The sequence below is a fragment of the Pseudanabaena mucicola FACHB-723 genome, from assembly GCF_014696385.1.
Lineage (GTDB): Bacteria > Cyanobacteriota > Cyanobacteriia > Pseudanabaenales > Pseudanabaenaceae > Pseudanabaena.
Genome location: NZ_JACJQB010000056.1, coordinates 1 through 17,472, shown reverse-complemented (window position 1 = coordinate 17,472; position 17,472 = coordinate 1). Strand labels below are relative to the sequence as shown.

Genomic DNA, 17,472 nt, shown 5'->3' with positions numbered 1-17,472 from the left:
TAGCACTTGTAATCCGCATGGGTAAAATACATGGGTACGGACTGGTTACGGCGCGGCAAATCGACAAGTTTTGACACAACCCTAACTCTCCTCGGTATAGCCGTGGCACTCGCCGCCCCTAGTTTTGGCTCACTAACTTTAAGATCCTGCTCATCGTACTCATCCCGATCATTTAGCAACCCCATCACATCCTTGATCAGGTTTTCCGCGTCAATCACGTCACGGCAGCTAACCTTGAATTCGTACCCAAGAGCCTTGTTAAAATACGACACCTTTCGATACCCAGTCCTAAATCTATAAAGTGGTGTGCCGAATGCTTGCCGTATATCCGTAGCGATCGCCCTAAGCGCCGCCGTCGAGGTGGGTATTTTTGACTCCCTAACTCGCAGACTTATCTGCATAGTTCTCGCTCTTTCCCTAGCTTCCGTACTTGCACTCGCCACATATTCCTGACGGAAATAGAGCGTGATTTGGGGAAGATATCCAACAGCGATATTGTAGGTAGACACAGGCACAGAGAAATATAAATCATTCACTCCATTAGCATCTTCGCAATACTGTTTAAAGAACTGCATAGCCTGAATGCAATACACCAAAGAGTCATTATCTTCCAACAGCAAAAGCCGCTTAGTGCTTGCCCTTGGCGTGTCCGATAAATCACCATCTGGAATATCCTTAAAGTATTCTCGAACCTGTCGATTATGCATCAAAACAATCGCTCTTTGGAGTCCTTCCGTTCTCTCTTTACTCATGATTTTTATTCCTCATCTTCCGCAGGTGCAGGGGCTAAAGTGATAGCTGTAATCTCAGTAGGAAGTTTCGCTTTTAGCGCCGCTCTTGCTTCCAAATCCGCAGTATTAAAGGCATTCGCTTTATCCCTCAATTCCTTACTATCTTCTCTCAATTGCTTGTAATCTTCCTTCACCGATACCGCGCTACTAGTAATAGAACTTAAATTGCTAGCAATATTTTCAGCACCCTCCAAAGTATCATTCAATCTTTCAAATCTATTTACGCGCCTCGCTCTAATCGTCTCATCCATTGCAGGGTATGCGTTTTCGCCAACTACTCCATCCTCTTTCAAAGAGTTCCCAATCTTAGAAACGTTTTCCATTCCATACTCTACAGCGCTAGAAATTGGGTCAATCATCGACTGAGTTGTGTTCACGACTGCCATAGCAGAATGATAAATAGTATTCGCTTTTTGCCAATTTAGAACCAGAGAAGTATAGTTTTCAACGCCCAAAACTGACACCAAAAACGATCTAAAGTTAGCACCGATAAAATCAGTAAATTGCACCTGTGAGCCTTCGGAATTAGTAAACCTTAAACCAGTCAGACTGATCACGTTATCAACCACACTACCCAAAGTCTCGCCGATATCCCTCGTCAACATCGCCGCGTTATGAATATTCGTAGCCAAATTCATCACCGCCAAACTGCGATCAATCACCGTGTTATTGAGGATATTTAATATCTTGCCTAGCGCAGTTTGTGCAAACGCGATAAACGGAGCCAAGATATTAGCCAAGTTATCCAGAACAGACTTAATCGGGTTAGTTGCCTCTGTCGTGGCTTGCTTCACACCCTCAAAACCACATTGATTAGGTTGCATTGATTGGCATACACCCTCTTTCGCATTGGCTTGCTGTGCCTGTGGCGAAGTGTTGTTGTTAATATTGTCAATCTTGGGTAGCGACGCATTCACAAAGGCATCACTACCAATCTTTAAAGCCGTAACCAGTGCAGTTAAACCCAATATTGATGCAATAGTCTGTCCAAAATTTCCGTCATTCGGGTTACTTGTAGTAGGGGTCGTCGGTGTCGTATTTGGCGCTCTGTTGTCCACAGGTTGACTAGGTTGATTAGGTCTTACTTGGTTTGCAGTGTTGTAACTAGGTTGACTATTTGGCTCTACACGGTTAAATGATGGGGTAGTCCCACTGTTATACATTTCGTTAGTCATGCCATTGGCATAGGTCTGAGTAACTGGTGTTTGAGTAGCAGGGGTAGAGATAAATCCGCCCTGTGGTGGTCTAACTGGTCTTGAAGCTTGTGTAGGTTGACTAGTATTTTGCTGTTGTTCTTGGGGCTGGATCTGAGGGAATCCGTTGGGCTGACGCGACACAGGGGGCTGTGTCGGTTTACTGCCTACAGGATCAGGTGTAGGGATGGGATCTTTCTGCGGAAACGGTTTAACCGTAGGTTGCTTGAAAGGATCTACCCCTTTTTCTTCCCAAAGTTTTTTTGATTCCTCTAAAGCCTTGCCACCAACATTCACTGGCACATTTCCGTAATACCAATTATCAGGGCTAGGCGCAGGTGTCTGCGGTTTCTTGTTTGTATCAGTACCCTCTGTAGCAGACGGATCGCCGCCAGTATCTGGCTGATTATCTACTCTCTGAATCTCTATTATCTCAATCGTTTGCGCCGCTAGCGTTCCTAATGAGGGGAAACTGACCCCAAAAACACCGTTAATCGAATAACCGCGCGATAGATTTGGCTGTACCTCCCCAACACTAATACCAGTAATTGCGCCTGTAATTGAGTCAAACTGCCCCGCGTTAATCAGATTCCTCAGCCCAACATCGTCCCAAACATTTACCCCCGCACTCCAGCGCTGGAAACCATTAGGATAAGTAGCTTTTACATAAACAGCGTAGTCCACACCTGTCATTTGACCACCTGTGAACGGTGGCGACCCCCCGATTCTTTGCCCTGCATTGTCTACCCGTGAATTATCCCTTTGCTGCGCTTCTCTCTGCTGCTTATCCCTTAATGCTTTTTTCGTATTTTCGGGGTCTAAAAAAAATGGAAAGTTTGGCAATCTAGGCACTAGCCTCCCAGCCGTTGCCACGCTATTAGAGATTGCATTACCCGTGTTGCGAAACAAATCCGAGGCGCTACCCAACTGTGGTAATAGCTTGTCCTGTATTTTTTCGCGCCCCCTTGGTGTGGGTACTGACGAGCTTCTTCCTTGAGCCCGTGTAGGCGGCTGAGGTTGAGAAGGGGCAGTTCCAACCAACGGCATATAGGAATCACGTAATGAAGTACGTCTTGAGTCTGCCAATTGATCGCTTAGTGCGCCCGTCCCAGTAGATCGACCGTCCCATACAGGATTTTCAGGGGGATTTGATGGTCTATTTGTACTAAGGTTAGGGACTGTATCAAAGCCGCCTAATGGCTGTTGGCTGTAGTTGTCCGAGTAACCTCTATTCGCGTTATTGGTTAACGATTGATTTACGGAATCGGCTAGGACAACTCCACCTACAAGCAAGGCTACGCCGTTGGCGACTGATGGAGCTGCTAGGACTAGGGGCAATGGCATATTGTTACTCTCTAATTCGATATGGCTTAAAAATATTCAATGAATTGATCAGTGAATAGTTAAATCTGGTAATGAAATGAGTTCTAGGTGTAAGTAGCGAATAGCTCACCATAAAACTCGATCTCGCCTAAGGTTAGGAAAAGATCGCCACTACCACTATTTGCACCTGTTTGTCTCACTCTCAAATATCGGTATGAATCGACAGAGCTAACGGCAAAATTTGCGAATACATTCACGTTTGTTGCCCATCCGTTATTAGTTTGACTGTGAATAGCAGTCCATGTTGCAGCATTGAAACCCGATACAGTATTAGCGCTTACCGTGTTAGTCCCTTCCAACACCCATGATCTCAAGTGGCGATCATTGGTTGCAGAGCGACTTTGTAGGACATATCTATCGACTCTAATTCGCCTTGTAGCACCAAGATCGAAACCAAACCACGCATTCGCCTCATTATTTGAATGAAACTCTCCCGATGTATTTCGATCTGTTAATCGACTTACTAGGCTGTTTACACCATTAAAAATACTCGATTGCAAGCCTGTAATTTTACTTGTCTGAGGATTAGAGAAAGTAGTAGTTAATCCATCAGTACCAAGCCAATAAACTAAACCGTTAGTATCGCCATTACTGGAATATGAAAGATTTGCCAGAGATGTTAATCCGTTGATCCCGTTATACACTTCCCGAATCTTGATAGCAGATAACCATAAATCAGAACCAACAAAAACTAACTCAATTAAGCTATAAGGCTTTAAAATAATTCCGTTATTGATGCCAATCGATGTATCGGTAGTACCGTTTTTAATCTTTTGGCTAGCATTACCATGATTAACCCTAGTATCAAAATTACCGTTATACATTCTGACGTAATCACCCATAACAGGGTTATTCGGTAAAGTCAGAATTAAGCTTGCAGTATTAACAAAATAAGCTTTATTGACCTCTAGAGTCTGACTAGATGTGACTACGGTCAAGGCAGTATCGCCACTGGTATCAGGTATAGAGTCAACTTGATTTGCTAAATCATTCACCTGACTAGTGAGATTAGTAACGCTAGTAGCTAACCCTGTAACATTAGTATTTAATACTGCTAGATCGGCTGAATTGGCTTTACTCTCATCTACAGTGTCAAGTGCATCTAATTTTGTCTGCAAGCCTGTAATATCTGCGATCGTATGTGCATGTAAAACGCTTGCTTTGCCGTTTAACGCAGTTTGTAAACCGACAATATCGGCAATTGTAGTTGCGGCGGTGACTACACCATCATCTGATAATTCGACATTAGAAACATTAATTTCTAGCTCGTAAATTTCTTGTAAATAGGCTGTAGGAATAAATTTAAGGCTATCAGTTTGAGGGATGACAAAAAATAGCACTTCCTTAGCGCTGAATAATGGATATCGTTTTTCCGCGATGCCAGTGAATTGAATTAGATAGCCTAGAATCTGTCTGTTATCAGGGTATTCCAAAATGTCCAGACTGACGCTAATCAAATTACCTGTGAATGGCTCAGTAATATTGATTGCACCGTCTTCATGTAGGTGGACATCCTTGTGAATTTGTTGCCAAGTTAGTGCCATTTTTTTGATTATTTTTTGGTTGTCAATATCAGTCCACGGCTTAAAATCTTTCAGTGATTAATTCAGTGAAAATATTTAAGCCGTGCTTGCTTAGCTGTTGTAATTCGTGTTACCGACAGCGGTATTTTGCTCGATCGCATAAGTCCAAGGCTTGTCCGTACCCACCTCAAAATCACCTGATACCGCGATGAAATGAGTGAATCCCAGATAAAGAGTGCCATCGCTGCCAACAAACCTTTGATAGCTAGATTGCTTGACGGTGTTCCCCTCGACCAATGGCACATCTTTACCAGAATTGAGACGAGCAAAAAGAAGACTCGCCCAAAGCAACAGCCGCTCTAAGGTTGTCAGAGCGGCTGTTGGCACTAAGTTTTGGGTAGTTGTAGGTGATCCTGAAAAGATAATTGCAGACATAAATAAGTCCTGTAATGAGATTGATAGGCTCATTATAGGACTTATGTAGAGATATTAAGACTTAGAAAGAGAGTGTGTAGATATTTGAAGTAAGAGTGCGATTTTTGCCGTTATCGCAAGCATACTGAGTTATTTGCGGCGAGATGTAGCCATTATCGTAAGCAGAATGATTTATATGATGATGACATCTGGGTTCTAGTAAATTCGTAAGCATCATCTATCTGAACCTAATCATTCAAGATTAGGTTTTAGTTTGCATTTGACATTTCTCCTTAGTGTCGGATGTGCAAAAACAAAAGAAGAGATCGATTACCTAGTGCCAATCAAGATAGTAGTAAGGCGACTGGTAGTAAAAAAGTACAGTAGACTATTCATAATTGCTTAAGCCAGTTTCAGAGACTTCATTGTTAGATACATACAGCCAAGAGCAGATCGCCATTGTAGGCAGGGCTGTTGGTGATAGGTTAGTTGCGATACGAAACCATCACGGAAATAGACACATTGAGAAAGTAGATAGGAATTTTAGATATGGCTTTTGAACAAATCGAAGCATTTTTAAGGAAAATGCAGTCTGAACCTGAACTTAAAAACGAGGTGGTCGCAGCATCAACCGCAGATGATGTTGCGCGAATAGCACTAAAGCTTGGTTTTGAATTTTCAGGTGATGAATTATTGAGAATGTCAGGTAAGAAAGTTGGCAAGATTACTGTTAGAAAAACTGATATTCCTGGAGAGTACAACTAAATATTTTTTGAATACAACCTATTTCATACCCAAATCAGTAATGCCGTTATTTCTATTTAGTCTAATATTGAGATATCGAGTCTATAAATAGGTCTATATATAAGACTTGTAGTTTTAAGATTAGACAAAATAGGAACGCATTAAACCGATCGCATTTCTTGTAAGAACTTACCTCAAGTTTTTCTCTTTGCTTGATTAATCTGAGATATATTGGTCAAAATCGTCTGACCGAAATTCCTGATGAGTGACGAGCTAACTAAATTATTGTTGATAGACTGCGATCGCATTTTTCGGATGGGAATGCGTTCATGGCTAGCCCAATTTCCAGACTTGCAGGTGGTTGCCGAGGCAGAGACAACCACAGAAGCATTGAGAATTTTACAGGGGGACGTTGAGTTTAATCTGGTCATTCTCGATGTGAACTGGACTAACCAAAATTTTGCGATCGCAGAAAATAGCCGCACTGGGTTAGAACTTTGTCAGCGTTTACGCACTGAATATCCGCAATTACGAATTTTGGTATTGAGCGCGAGTCAATCACCTGAGCAGCTAGATATGTTGTTACAGATGGGAGTAAACGGCTATTGTTTTAAAGGGACTAACCCAGAACAACTGCTGACAGCAATTCGTACAGTTGCCGCAGGTAATCGCTATGTAAGCGATCGCAATTTGCTAAGTGTGAGTTCCGCACCCCAAACTCAAGCACCGATGAGCGTGGTCGAAATTATTCGGCGCAATTTTTATGTGTCGGGCTTGCAGCGTATTGATGATGCTTTTCATCAAGTGCAAGCAACCTTGACAAGTTCTAGGGATCAACAGATTCAAGATCGCCTTGCCAAGATGGTTTTGGCAGGTCAAGCCCGCGAATTACAGGCAGCAAGATGGCTGGTGGATCGCTTGTGGGGACAAAAAACGCCGCCCTTGATTTCATCGAATATACAAGAGGATGTTAGTCCTAACGTTGAGCAATTGCGATCGCAAAATCAGCCTGAAGATCAACCGCATCGTAATGTCCTTGCGGTGCAAGCTAGCCTATGGGATAAAACCGTAGCCAAGCTGCAATCTAGTTTAGTCAACCTCCATAAATATCCCTTAGAAATTGATGCTCTTAAAGATGACAAAAAACGTGAGCTTCTATATATAGCTCTGCGCCAAATCGAACAAAGCATTACCGAACTCAGATTTTCTCAGATTACCCCCTTGCAACTAGAATCAAAAATCACTGAGATTTTGAGGGGAATTTGGCAAGAAACGATTATTAATTTCTTTGGCAAATATTCTGTCATTGCAAATCTGGATGAACCTGATGCAGAGATTAATGTAGTTGATGTGTTGCTGGCAGACGTGGAGATAATTCAACGCGAATTTTTAGACAAGATTCCCCAAATCGATAATTTACTATCCCATTTATTATTTGAAACAGAGTTAATAATTAGTAATTCTAGTGCTGCGGTCGGGACATTAGAAGCAATGCAACGGAGTGAGATGATTTTAGATAATCTGGTCATTCAAATTGCCAATGCCACTATTCAACCACTTTTAAATAACTTTGCTAATGTCGAAGAAATTAAACAAAAGTTCTATCGCTATAATTTGCTGTCCACCCGCGAAATTGAACGGTTTCGCAATGACCTATCTTGGAAATATCGACTCGAAAAGTATATTGGTGAGCCACAATTAATTTTTGAAAGTCGGCATCTTTTATCAATACTGACCGAACGCGGCATTAAACGGGTCAGTATTTATGTGCCGCGCAATCAGGAACTACAGCAACTAGAGGGTGTGCAGCTGGCAGTTACCCTTGCCCTAGAGTTACAGGATGCGATCGCACCGCGCTTAAAATCTGCGATCGCATTTATCGGCAGTGGATTTGTGTATATCTTGACCAATGTAATTGGGCGTGGCATCGGTTTAATTGGGCGTGGTGTAGTACAGGGCATCGGCAACGCTTGGCAGGATAGGAACAAGTAGAAGATCTACAGCGTTAGACCGATGCCATGTCTATCTGTGCGATGATAATTTTAACCATCTTGCTGTTAGGTTTTGTTGACTGTGAATACTGTTCGTACTGTTTCTGATACTAAAAAAGATTTTTATTTGGCTTTCCCAAAGCCCATCAACCAAGTCTATCGACGAGTTGTTGATGAGCTATTGGTAGAAGTTCACCTCCTCAAAGTCAATCAAACATTTGTTTATGACTCAATTTTTGCCCTTGGTTTTGTGACAACCTTTGATCGCTTTACCGTGGGTTACAAACCTGAAACCGATCGCTTTGCCGTATTTCATGCCCTCTGCTCAGCGCTTCAGTTTGACTCCGATCGCATTCGTCAAGATGCCGCGACCCTCAGTGATTTAGCCAAACAATCGCCTAATGATATTAAAACTCTCCTCACCAACCTAGATGCGGGGATTAGTCTAGAACCTTTGTCTAGTCAATTACAAACAATTGCTCACAAAGAAAATTTCAAATATAGCCGCTTGTTGGGTGTTGGTCTCTATGCCTTGCTAGAAATTAGTGAGCCTGAGGCAATCGCTGATAATACCAAGCGAGAAGAGATCATCAAGTTAGTTGGTGAAACCCTAAAATTTGGTAGCGATCGCCTATTAAAAGATGTCGATCTTTACCGTTCCAATCTAGAAAAGATTGAACAAGCGCGTCAAATGATTGCTGACATGGTAGAAGCTGAACGTAAGAAGAGAGCATCTAAGGCTGCAGCAACCGTTGAAACAGAAGCTCCCGTTGAAACAACTGAAGCAACTTCTGAACAATCATAAAATCTAGGGCGACGCAACACGTCGCCCTAGATTTTAATGAATACTTTTATATGCTTTTTCGAGAGCTTCGACTAGAGGCGCAACTTGCAGTGGCTTGCTGATGTAGTCCTGCATTCCCAATTTCAAACAAAGGTCGCGATCCCCCGATAGAGCATTAGCTGTTAGAGCAATAATCCAAGGCTTTTGTGGAAACTCCGCAAAAATATTTTTAGTGGTGACAATACCATCCATTTCAGGCATATGGATATCCATCAGAATGACATCATAGCTCCGCTGCCGCAACAGCTCTAACACCTCATAGCCATTACTTGCAATATCTATGGCATAACCTAGCTTGGCAAGGAAACTAGTAGCTACTTTTTGATTAACTATATTATCCTCGGCTAGCAAAATTTTGAGGGGAAATTTAGCCGCGATCTGTTCATCAAAATGGGGTTTATTAGTTCGATTTGGAATATTACTAGAGTCAGAACGGCAGGCACAGAGATTAATAAGGGTCTTGTATATCTGCGATCGCTTAAGTAGACGACTCAAACAGACTATATTCGGATCAGATACCAAGTCACAACCAAAGGCTTGAGACAAGACAATAATTGGTAGATTGCTAGATTGCTTGCGAATTATCTTTAGCAGTTTACATTCATCCCCATCAACTTGTTCCTCACGTAAATCAGCATCTATGCCATCACCATGAAGACTCGCACTCAATAATGGCACATTGGGATTCACAATCATGGCATCAAAATGTTTTGGTGATGCCAACCATGCGATCGCTTGAGCATAAGAGTCAGTTGTCATTACTTCCATATTGAGAAGTTGAGCAAATATGACTAAACTTTCCGAAACAGTCTCATTATCCTCAAGAATTAGTAAGCTTAACCCTGCAAGACTGTGACTAAATTCGTTAAACACTCCCACATCAGCAACGGTAGTAGCAATCGTAAAGGAAAAAGTAGAGCCAACACCAACCGCACTCTCGACCGACATTGTGCCACCCATCAGTTCTGTTAAGCGATTGGATATCGCCAACCCTAACCCAGTGCCACCGTACTGGCGAGTCGTCGAAGAATCAACTTGGCTAAATGGTTTAAAGAGTCGGTCATAGCGTTCGTGAGGAATGCCGATACCTGTATCTTGCAATGCAAAGAGAATTTGACATTCTTGTTGCTGTGGATCACAGGTTTGGACAGAGATCCGCAAAGACACTTTACCTCTAGCTGTGAACTTAACTGCATTTCCCAAAAGATTGATCAGAATTTGGCGCAATCGAGTAGCATCACTGATAATCCATTCAGGCACATCCGCCTGCATACAGTAGGCGAGATCGATTGACTTGCTAGCTGCAACTGAAGTAAACATGTCTAGGCATTCTTCAACGCATTGCCGCAAATTTAAAGGCTGAAAATCGAGGTTAAATTTGCCCGATTCAATTTTGGAGAAGTCGAGAATATCATTGATGATGTTTAACAGATTGTCGCCGCTCGCTCGGATGATTTCCAGAAATTCTCTCTGTTCTGCGTCCAGTTCTGTGTCGAGTAAAAGACTAGACATACCGATGACTGCGTTCATGGGTGTGCGGATCTCATGGCTCATGGTTGCCAAAAATTCACTTTTAGCTCGATTTGCCGTTTGAGCAGATTCCATAGCCCGCAACATTTCCAGCTTTGCCTCTTGTCCCTCTAGGTGCATAGCGAGAGAAGATGCCGCAACTCGGAGTAAGCTAACTTCAGAATTATCCCGCAGTCGATCATACACATAGTCATGGAAGCTTAAAAAGCCCCAGAAATTTTGATGTACTTGGATGGGAATAATTAGAATTGAATATAGACCTTTGTCGGTGAGGATATATTTTTGATCTTCAGGAACACTAGATAGACATTCCTGAACAATTTCTCCACTGCGTAATCGATCTCGCCATTGGGAATGCAGGATAACTTGGATGAAACGTTCTCTTTCTAATGCAGTTGGTTGAGATTGACCTTCCTTAAACCAACTGGAATGTAGTTTCAAGTTAAAATCATATTCCAAATCTTCTTCCCAAACAAAGAGTTTAATGCTAGAGAAATCGGCGACATTGCCCAATAGCCCTAAAACATTTGTATAGTCGTGGTTACTAATGCCTGTTGACAGTAAGTGCTGCTGGACATCGACTAGCATCGCGAGATAGCTTTCCCGCTTTTTGAGTGCTACGGTGGCTAATTTGCGATCGGTGATGTCACTATTGATGCCAACTAGTCGAGTTACCTTGCCTTGATCATTCCATAAAGCCCTTGAGTGGCTTAAAATCCAGCGATAACTACCATCTTGACAGCGCATTCGGTATTCAATTTCACATCGGGGAATTTTTTGCTCAAAGTAGTCATTTTGCAACTGCAATACGCGATCAATATCATCAGGATGAATGACATCGAACCAATCAGCAATATTAAAATCATCATGACTAGGATTAGGATCCATGCCTAGCATTGTATACCAGCGTTCTGAACGAAATATTATGCCTGTCTCTATATCCCAGTCCCAAATACCATCATCGGCAGCTTGAATTGCCAGTTGCCAGCGTTCTTCACTTTTGAGAAGACTAGCACTGCGCTCTTGGACTCGTTCTTCTAGCTTGAGATTTGATTGTTGAATTTCACGAAACTTTTCTTGTAAAGCCAATGCCATAACTTGAAAGTTATAACCCAAGACATCGATTTCCTCTAGCTTAGTTGATTGCCAAGCAAAGTCTGACTCTACGGATAAATTTTGCTGTAGATCGGTGGTGAGATGAATTAATTTAGCGATTGGCTGGACTAAACTGCGGCTAAGTATATTGGCGATGAAGATAGCCAATATACTAATTGCAAAGACAATCAGCAAAATCAGAGTATGTAGTTGCTCTAGGGTATTGATAAAAGGGACAGGTGATAATTTCACCATGAGAGTCCAAGGGATGTCTCCTCCTATTGGAAAATTTTGAATGTAATATGACTCCCGCCACCGCTTCATGAGTGAGTACCCTTGCTTGATCGGCATCCATTGCAACTGATTGGGTTTGAAGGTTGTGATTTCTCCATCTTTCTCTAGATTCCATAATTCTCCCAACTTATAATTGGAGGAGGTTGTGGCAATGATTTCGTTTGATCTTCCTAGCAAAGATGCCTCTATCTGCCAAGTTTTTTGACCATTTATTAAAAGATTGTCAATTTTAGAGACATCTAAGGCTCCAACGACAATGCCATCAAAGCGGTTGTTTTTGATGATTGGCAAAAACACATCAATATGTGGGGGTCTGGCAATTGCACTCCTATGCACATTACTAAATTGGATATTAAGTGATGACCTTGCTAGCTCAAGACTATTTTGGATCAATGGAGATGTTTCAAATTGAACTTTTTCTACTTCTGAAAGATTTGGGAAAGAAGTAACGATCTTGCCCTGAACATCTGTGGTATAAAGTCGTAAAAATGAAGATGTAACTTGCCCTAAAGCATCGGTCGCGAATTGTAATCGCTCAGGACTATCAGAGTTTCTAGCAATATTTTCTAGTTTCTGTAAAGTCATCAAGTTTGATTGATGCCATTTGCTGATATGCCCAGCGATGTCAGATGAACTAGAGTTAAGTTGATTACTAATTGAGGTTTCGATGTATTGCAATGATTGATAGCCCGTCAATGAGGCGATACTCAGTACGGGAAAACAAACAAAGGCAAGCAGTAAGTTAAATAGAACTTGTTGAATAGAAAGACGATGTTTTTGCTGTTGTTTAGATTGATTCGCCTGTGCAAGCCAGTGACGTATAGGCAGATAGTCAATACATAAATGAGCAATGAGAGCATTGAATATTCCGTTGATCGCTTGTTTAAGAAGAACTAAAATTGCCGAACCTGCACTAAATTTGAGCAGCAATGTATAAATAACAAAGCATAGGGGCGAACCAACGCATAGCCAGTACAGCAAAACCAGCCAAACCATATTAAAAGTTTGTTGCTGCTTGCGTTTACGTTGAATGCCTACACCAACCCATAGAGCTTCAAGAATCAGTAAAACTGCGGCATAGGGTTGTCCCCATAAAAAAATTGTGTGAATACTTGCGATCGCACTGACGATTAACCCACCACCAACTCCATAGAAAGCAAGCGCAATCATCCCAAAGATGCTGCCGAATAAAAAGTCAACGCCAAAAAATAATGGTAGTCGAAAGTAGTTCCCCAAATACCCCAGAGATGTCAGTAACAAAATCGCAAATAGATATTTGAAAGTAAATTTTCTGTTAAATTTAACCTCAAGTTTATCTACAAAAACATTGTTTGCGGATCTTGTCAGAAATTTTACAAGATGTGAATACCAGTTCATTGATTAACCGTTGCTCTGCGTTTATTCTAACGTATAGAACTAACTTCACCTTGTTAATTAGATAACTAAAATCTGAGGCGCACGCTGCGCGTGCGCCTCAGATTTTGTTATTTATTCACAGTAGACAAAATACTTTTAGTTGAGATATTTCCAAATACAGGGGTGGGGTCTAATCCTGTGATTGAGTGGAAGTGAATTGGCGAAAGACTGGGAACTACAGCATCATTTTCCCAAGACTTGAGGAGATTGTGGGATATTTCCAAAAAAGCGACTCCACGGATGAGAGGAGTAATTTGCCAACTGGCGATCAAAGATTGAACAAGTGCTAATTCTATTTGGGGAGGGGGATAGGCTTGTAAAAGATCCTCTAAATATTCATCAAAATTTTGCTCGTCTTCCCCATCTAGCTGATAGCTATCGACGATATATTTCACCCTTTGCCGACTAATTTGTTCCCATATTTCCATAACTCTCGTGGTTTCTAGGTGTTTATACTGTGTAGCTATTGCAATTCAATTGTTAGACAATACATTATTATGATAATTAGATAATAATTAGTATAATCGTATCAGAAATTTACTTATATAGCTGTAGTTATTTATGTTAGGACAAAAACAAAACCCAAGAGAGAGCTGCGGCGCGAAGTGCCGCAGCTCTCTCTTGGGTTTATGTCTCTTAACTTACTTGGGCTATGGATATACATCAAATTACAGGACAGAATGATCCCTCAGAAATTACGATTAAAAAATTTCTTGAGCTATCAACAATTAGCCTTAGATTTTAGTGGGCTGCATGTTGCTTGTATTTGTGGTGCAAATGGAGCAGGAAAGTCTTCATTATTGGAAGCAATTTCTTGGGCTTTGTGGGGAGCCAGCCGTGTAGCAAGCCAAGATGATGTCATCCATGGGGGAACAAAGGAGGCGCAAGTAGATTTTACTTTTATGGCAGGGGGCGAGGTCTATCGGGTAATTAGAACGCGATCGCGAAATAGTTCAACATCTTTAGAATTTCAGGTGCAGAGTGAAGGTAAGTTCAAATCGCTGACTGAGCGCAAGGTACAGTCAACGCAGCAAACGATCATTTTCCATCTCAAAATGGATTATGAGACCTTTATTAATTCGGCATATTTGCGGCAAGGGCGTGCCGATGAATTTATGCTCAAGCGTCCGAGTGATCGCAAGCAGATTTTGGCAGATATGTTGTCTTTGTCGCAGTATGACGAACTGGCGGAACGGGCTAAGGATATTGCAAGAAGCAGTAAGGCGGAGATATCGGTTTTAGAAAATTTATTAGGACATTTGCAGTCGCAAATTGCGGTGGGAGCAGAAATTGCACCGCAGTTAGAGTCTTTGCGATCGCAGTTAGAGGCTTTGCAGTTAGCCGAAAGTCGCGATCGGCAGCAATTGCAAGTTGTCGAAGAATTGCAAAAACAATATCAAACCGTTTCACAGCAGCTAATTTGGCAACAGCAACAGCAATCTGCGGTGATGGCAAATGTGGCGCAGTTATCGCGTCAATTGGCAAATCAACAAAGACAATTACAGCAGTTAGAGTCATGTATCGCTTTGCGATCGCAAATTTTGCAAGACTATGAGCGCTATCAATTGCTATCAACTCAGGAAGCGGAACTAGAACGCAAGTTTCAAAAATACCAACATTTAAGTGAGCGGCGAGGTGAGTTTAGCCATAAACTCACGAGTTTGCAAAGTGAACTCAAGGGGCAGTTGCGGCATTACCAGTTACAGCTAGAGTCATTGTTACAGCAGGAAAGTGATTTAAAGGGGATTTTGGGACGGACTTCGGAAATTGAAACTGCGATCGCAGAACTACACAAAGCAAGAGCAATCTTGCAAGAATTTGAGCGCCTCCATGCTCAATCTACACCGCTCGTCCATCGTCATCAAGTTCTCAAACATCAATTGGAACATGAGCAAACTAAACTAACTGCCAAATTAGAAGAATTAATCGCCAAAAGAGAACAATTATATTTGCAAGTCAAAAATCACGATCAACTGCTGATCAATGCTCAGGATTTAGATCGCCAAATTGATCTATTGCAAAAAAAGCAGGTTTACCAACAAAGGGTGCATGAAAAGGGCTTAGAGCGGCGTGATTTTTTAGAGCGTTTAAAAACAAGATTGGCGGATAGTGAAGCCGCGTTTCAGAAATTGGAATCCAAAATGCGCCAGTTAACTGTGCCAAATGCCCCCTGCCCCCTCTGCGATCGCCCCCTTGATGAAGCGCATTGGCAATTGGTTCAGAAAAAGCACAAGCAGGAATCTCGAGATCTGCAAGCGGATATTTGGGTGGTGAAGGAACAACAGGCGGCTTCTAATTGTGAAATCGAAGTTTTGCGTGACGAGTATCGTAACTTAAAGAAGGAAATTGCACCGCTTAATGATTTGATTCAGAGAAAGGGAACTTTACAGGAAAGGCTAAAGGCTATCACTGAGGCAAAGCAAAGACTGCTGCTAATTGACAATGAAGTTATGGAGTTGACTCATTGCTTGCAAAATCAAACCTATATGAAAGAAGCATGGGAAGAGATGCAGTTAATTGAGAGTAATATCCATAAATTTGCCTACGATGAAAAGAATCATGCCCTTGCCCGTGGCGATGTTGAACGTTGGCGTTGGGCAGAAATTAAGCAATCAGAGTTAAAAAATGCCCAGAGGCAAGCTGATCATCTATCGCAAAAAATTCCTGATGTGCAGACCAAAATTCAGCAATTAAAGGATCGGCTCACCAAAAACCTGATTGATTTAGAGGTACAGCATGAACTTGAACAATGCGATCGCGCCCTCACCCAATTAGCCTACGAACCCGATCGCCATCAACAACTACGCACCCAAAAACAAGAACTCACTTCCGCATTATTGCGCTATCAAGAACTCACTCGTGCCGAGCAGGAATATCCCGAACTGCATCAACAAGTAACGCATTTGCAACAAACTCATAGTCAACAACAGCAAGAACTACAAAATATCAATACCCAGATTTTTCAACTACAGTCACAAGTTAATGCTTTGCACGGTGATCATGCACAGGAAATTAATGCACTGCGGCATAACTTACAAAATTTGCGATCGCAAATGGATACGCTCATATCCCAAATTGGCAGCCTCCAGCAATCGCAACAACAACTAGAAATTAATCATCAACGCGAGCAAGAAACCTATTCTCAAATCGAAATTGCGCGTCAACGCCAACGCATTCATACTGAACTACATCAAGCATTTGGTAAAAATGGCATTCAAGCCCTGATGCTCGAGAATGTTTTACCTCAAATAGAAATAGAAGCAAATCAAATCCTTGCCCAACTTAGTGATCGTCAATTAAATGTCCGATTTATCACCCAAAAATCTGGCAAAAAATGCGATCGCATCATCGAAACTCTCGACATTGAAATTGCCGACACCAAAGGTACAAGACCCTACGAAACCTATTCAGGCGGTGAAGCCTTCCGCATTAACTTTGCGGTGCGCCTTGCCCTCTCCCGCGTCCTAGCCCAGCGTAAAGGTAGCTCTTTGCAAACACTAATTATCGATGAAGGCTTTGGCAGTCAAGACCAATTAGGTTGCGATCGCCTTGTCAGTGCCATAAATGCGATCGCACCAGATTTTGAGTGCATTCTCGTCATTACGCATATGCCACAGATGAAGGAAGCTTTTAATACTTTAATTGAAGTATCAAAGGATGAAGGAGGTTCAACAGTGCAGTTAATTGGTTAGGTAGGTTCTTAGCTCGGTTAAAATGATGTCTAATCTTGATTTTTTTGAATTAGTAGCTCTGGCATGTTTTGAATTTTTTGTAAAAATTATTCTTTCATAGTCATTGGCTTACTCCGTTATTTTTTTGAATGTCACACAAACTTTGTTCTCAATAATGTCAATCTGCAATAGTCATTTTATCAAGGTTGGTTTAATGACTATTGGTAAGTGCCTCGCCAAATAGATTCATGCACAGATTTATAGATTGTTCTTGCAGAGCATTATCCTTATTTTTTGAGATTTCAGGTTGATATAAATTATCTTTATAATTTTTAGACTATTTTTTGAAAATAATTACTTTCTCAATCACTCAACTAGATAGCGATCATAGTTATTGATAAAAACAAGTCGAATCCATCGATTAACAAAAAGTTTGACTAATAGTACAATTATCTTAGATACTAACTCAACATATATTAAATCAGAAGTGTTGAACGATAAGAAATAACTAGAAAAAATCGCTTCTAATTTAGTAAACTAGAAACGACAAATTAAAAAATATTGTTAATGATGCTATCTAACT

General features: G+C 41.5%; 10 protein-coding genes. 4 read left to right on the top strand and 6 right to left on the bottom strand.

Features of this window, described 5'->3' with window-relative positions:
• The 4 genes from H6F41_RS17090 to H6F41_RS17075 all read right to left on the bottom strand — a co-directional run.
• A partial coding sequence (locus tag H6F41_RS17090) for a hypothetical protein (RefSeq protein ID WP_190404677.1) occupies nt 1–752 on the bottom strand: 752 nt, incomplete at its 3' end.
• A 5-nt stretch (nt 753–757) separates the two neighbouring features.
• Complete coding sequence (locus tag H6F41_RS17085) at nt 758–3,328, bottom strand: hypothetical protein (protein WP_190404676.1); 2,571 nt, start codon at nt 3,326–3,328, stop codon at nt 758–760.
• Between the two features lie 83 nt (nt 3,329–3,411).
• Nucleotides 3,412–4,911: a hypothetical protein gene (locus H6F41_RS17080; protein WP_190404675.1), complete on the bottom strand. Its 1,500-nt coding sequence runs from the start codon at nt 4,909–4,911 to the stop codon at nt 3,412–3,414.
• Between the two features lie 90 nt (nt 4,912–5,001).
• On the bottom strand, nt 5,002–5,358 hold the full coding sequence (locus H6F41_RS17075; RefSeq protein ID WP_190404674.1) for a hypothetical protein: 357 nt from the start codon (nt 5,356–5,358) through the stop codon (nt 5,002–5,004).
• A 495-nt stretch (nt 5,359–5,853) separates the two neighbouring features.
• Between H6F41_RS17075 and H6F41_RS17070 the strand changes: the two genes are divergently transcribed.
• From H6F41_RS17070 to psb29, 3 genes are all read left to right on the top strand, one after another.
• Nucleotides 5,854–6,069: a Nif11-like leader peptide family natural product precursor gene (locus H6F41_RS17070; RefSeq protein ID WP_190404673.1), complete on the top strand. Its 216-nt coding sequence runs from the start codon at nt 5,854–5,856 to the stop codon at nt 6,067–6,069.
• A 240-nt stretch (nt 6,070–6,309) separates the two neighbouring features.
• A complete protein-coding gene (locus H6F41_RS17065) occupies nt 6,310–8,040 on the top strand; it encodes a DUF3685 domain-containing protein (protein WP_190404672.1) in 1,731 nt (576 codons plus the stop codon).
• Between the two features lie 81 nt (nt 8,041–8,121).
• On the top strand, nt 8,122–8,844 hold the full coding sequence (gene psb29, locus H6F41_RS17060) for a photosystem II biogenesis protein Psp29 (RefSeq protein WP_190404671.1): 723 nt from the start codon (nt 8,122–8,124) through the stop codon (nt 8,842–8,844).
• A 33-nt stretch (nt 8,845–8,877) separates the two neighbouring features.
• On the opposite strand, the gene H6F41_RS17055 is transcribed toward psb29, so the two are convergent.
• Nucleotides 8,878–12,972 carry a response regulator gene (locus H6F41_RS17055; protein WP_190404670.1) on the bottom strand — a complete coding sequence of 1,365 codons (4,095 nt, stop codon included), beginning with the start codon at nt 12,970–12,972 and terminating at the stop codon, nt 8,878–8,880.
• 314 nt (nt 12,973–13,286) lie between these two features.
• On the bottom strand, nt 13,287–13,646 hold the full coding sequence (locus H6F41_RS17050; protein WP_190404669.1) for a hypothetical protein: 360 nt from the start codon (nt 13,644–13,646) through the stop codon (nt 13,287–13,289).
• 201 nt (nt 13,647–13,847) lie between these two features.
• On the opposite strand from H6F41_RS17050, the gene H6F41_RS17045 reads away from it, so the two are divergent.
• Nucleotides 13,848–16,910, top strand: coding sequence for an AAA family ATPase (locus H6F41_RS17045; RefSeq protein WP_242023086.1), 3,063 nt, complete (start codon nt 13,848–13,850; stop codon nt 16,908–16,910).
• Nucleotides 16,911–17,472 lie beyond the last annotated feature (562 nt).

Excerpts from the sequence above, each read along its gene's own strand:
- H6F41_RS17065 (WP_190404672.1), top strand. The coding sequence starts at position 6,310 with ATGAGTGACGAGCTAACTAAATTATTGTTGATAGACTGCGATCGCATT.
- H6F41_RS17050 (WP_190404669.1), bottom strand. The coding sequence starts at position 13,646 with ATGGAAATATGGGAACAAATTAGTCGGCAAAGGGTGAAATATATCGTC.
- H6F41_RS17055 (WP_190404670.1), bottom strand. The coding sequence starts at position 12,972 with ATGATTGCGCTTGCTTTCTATGGAGTTGGTGGTGGGTTAATCGTCAGT.
- H6F41_RS17085 (WP_190404676.1), bottom strand. The coding sequence starts at position 3,328 with ATGCCATTGCCCCTAGTCCTAGCAGCTCCATCAGTCGCCAACGGCGTA.
- H6F41_RS17070 (WP_190404673.1), top strand. The coding sequence starts at position 5,854 with ATGGCTTTTGAACAAATCGAAGCATTTTTAAGGAAAATGCAGTCTGAA.
- H6F41_RS17075 (WP_190404674.1), bottom strand. The coding sequence starts at position 5,358 with ATGAGCCTATCAATCTCATTACAGGACTTATTTATGTCTGCAATTATC.
- H6F41_RS17045 (WP_242023086.1), top strand. The coding sequence starts at position 13,848 with ATGTCTCTTAACTTACTTGGGCTATGGATATACATCAAATTACAGGAC.
- H6F41_RS17080 (WP_190404675.1), bottom strand. The coding sequence starts at position 4,911 with ATGGCACTAACTTGGCAACAAATTCACAAGGATGTCCACCTACATGAA.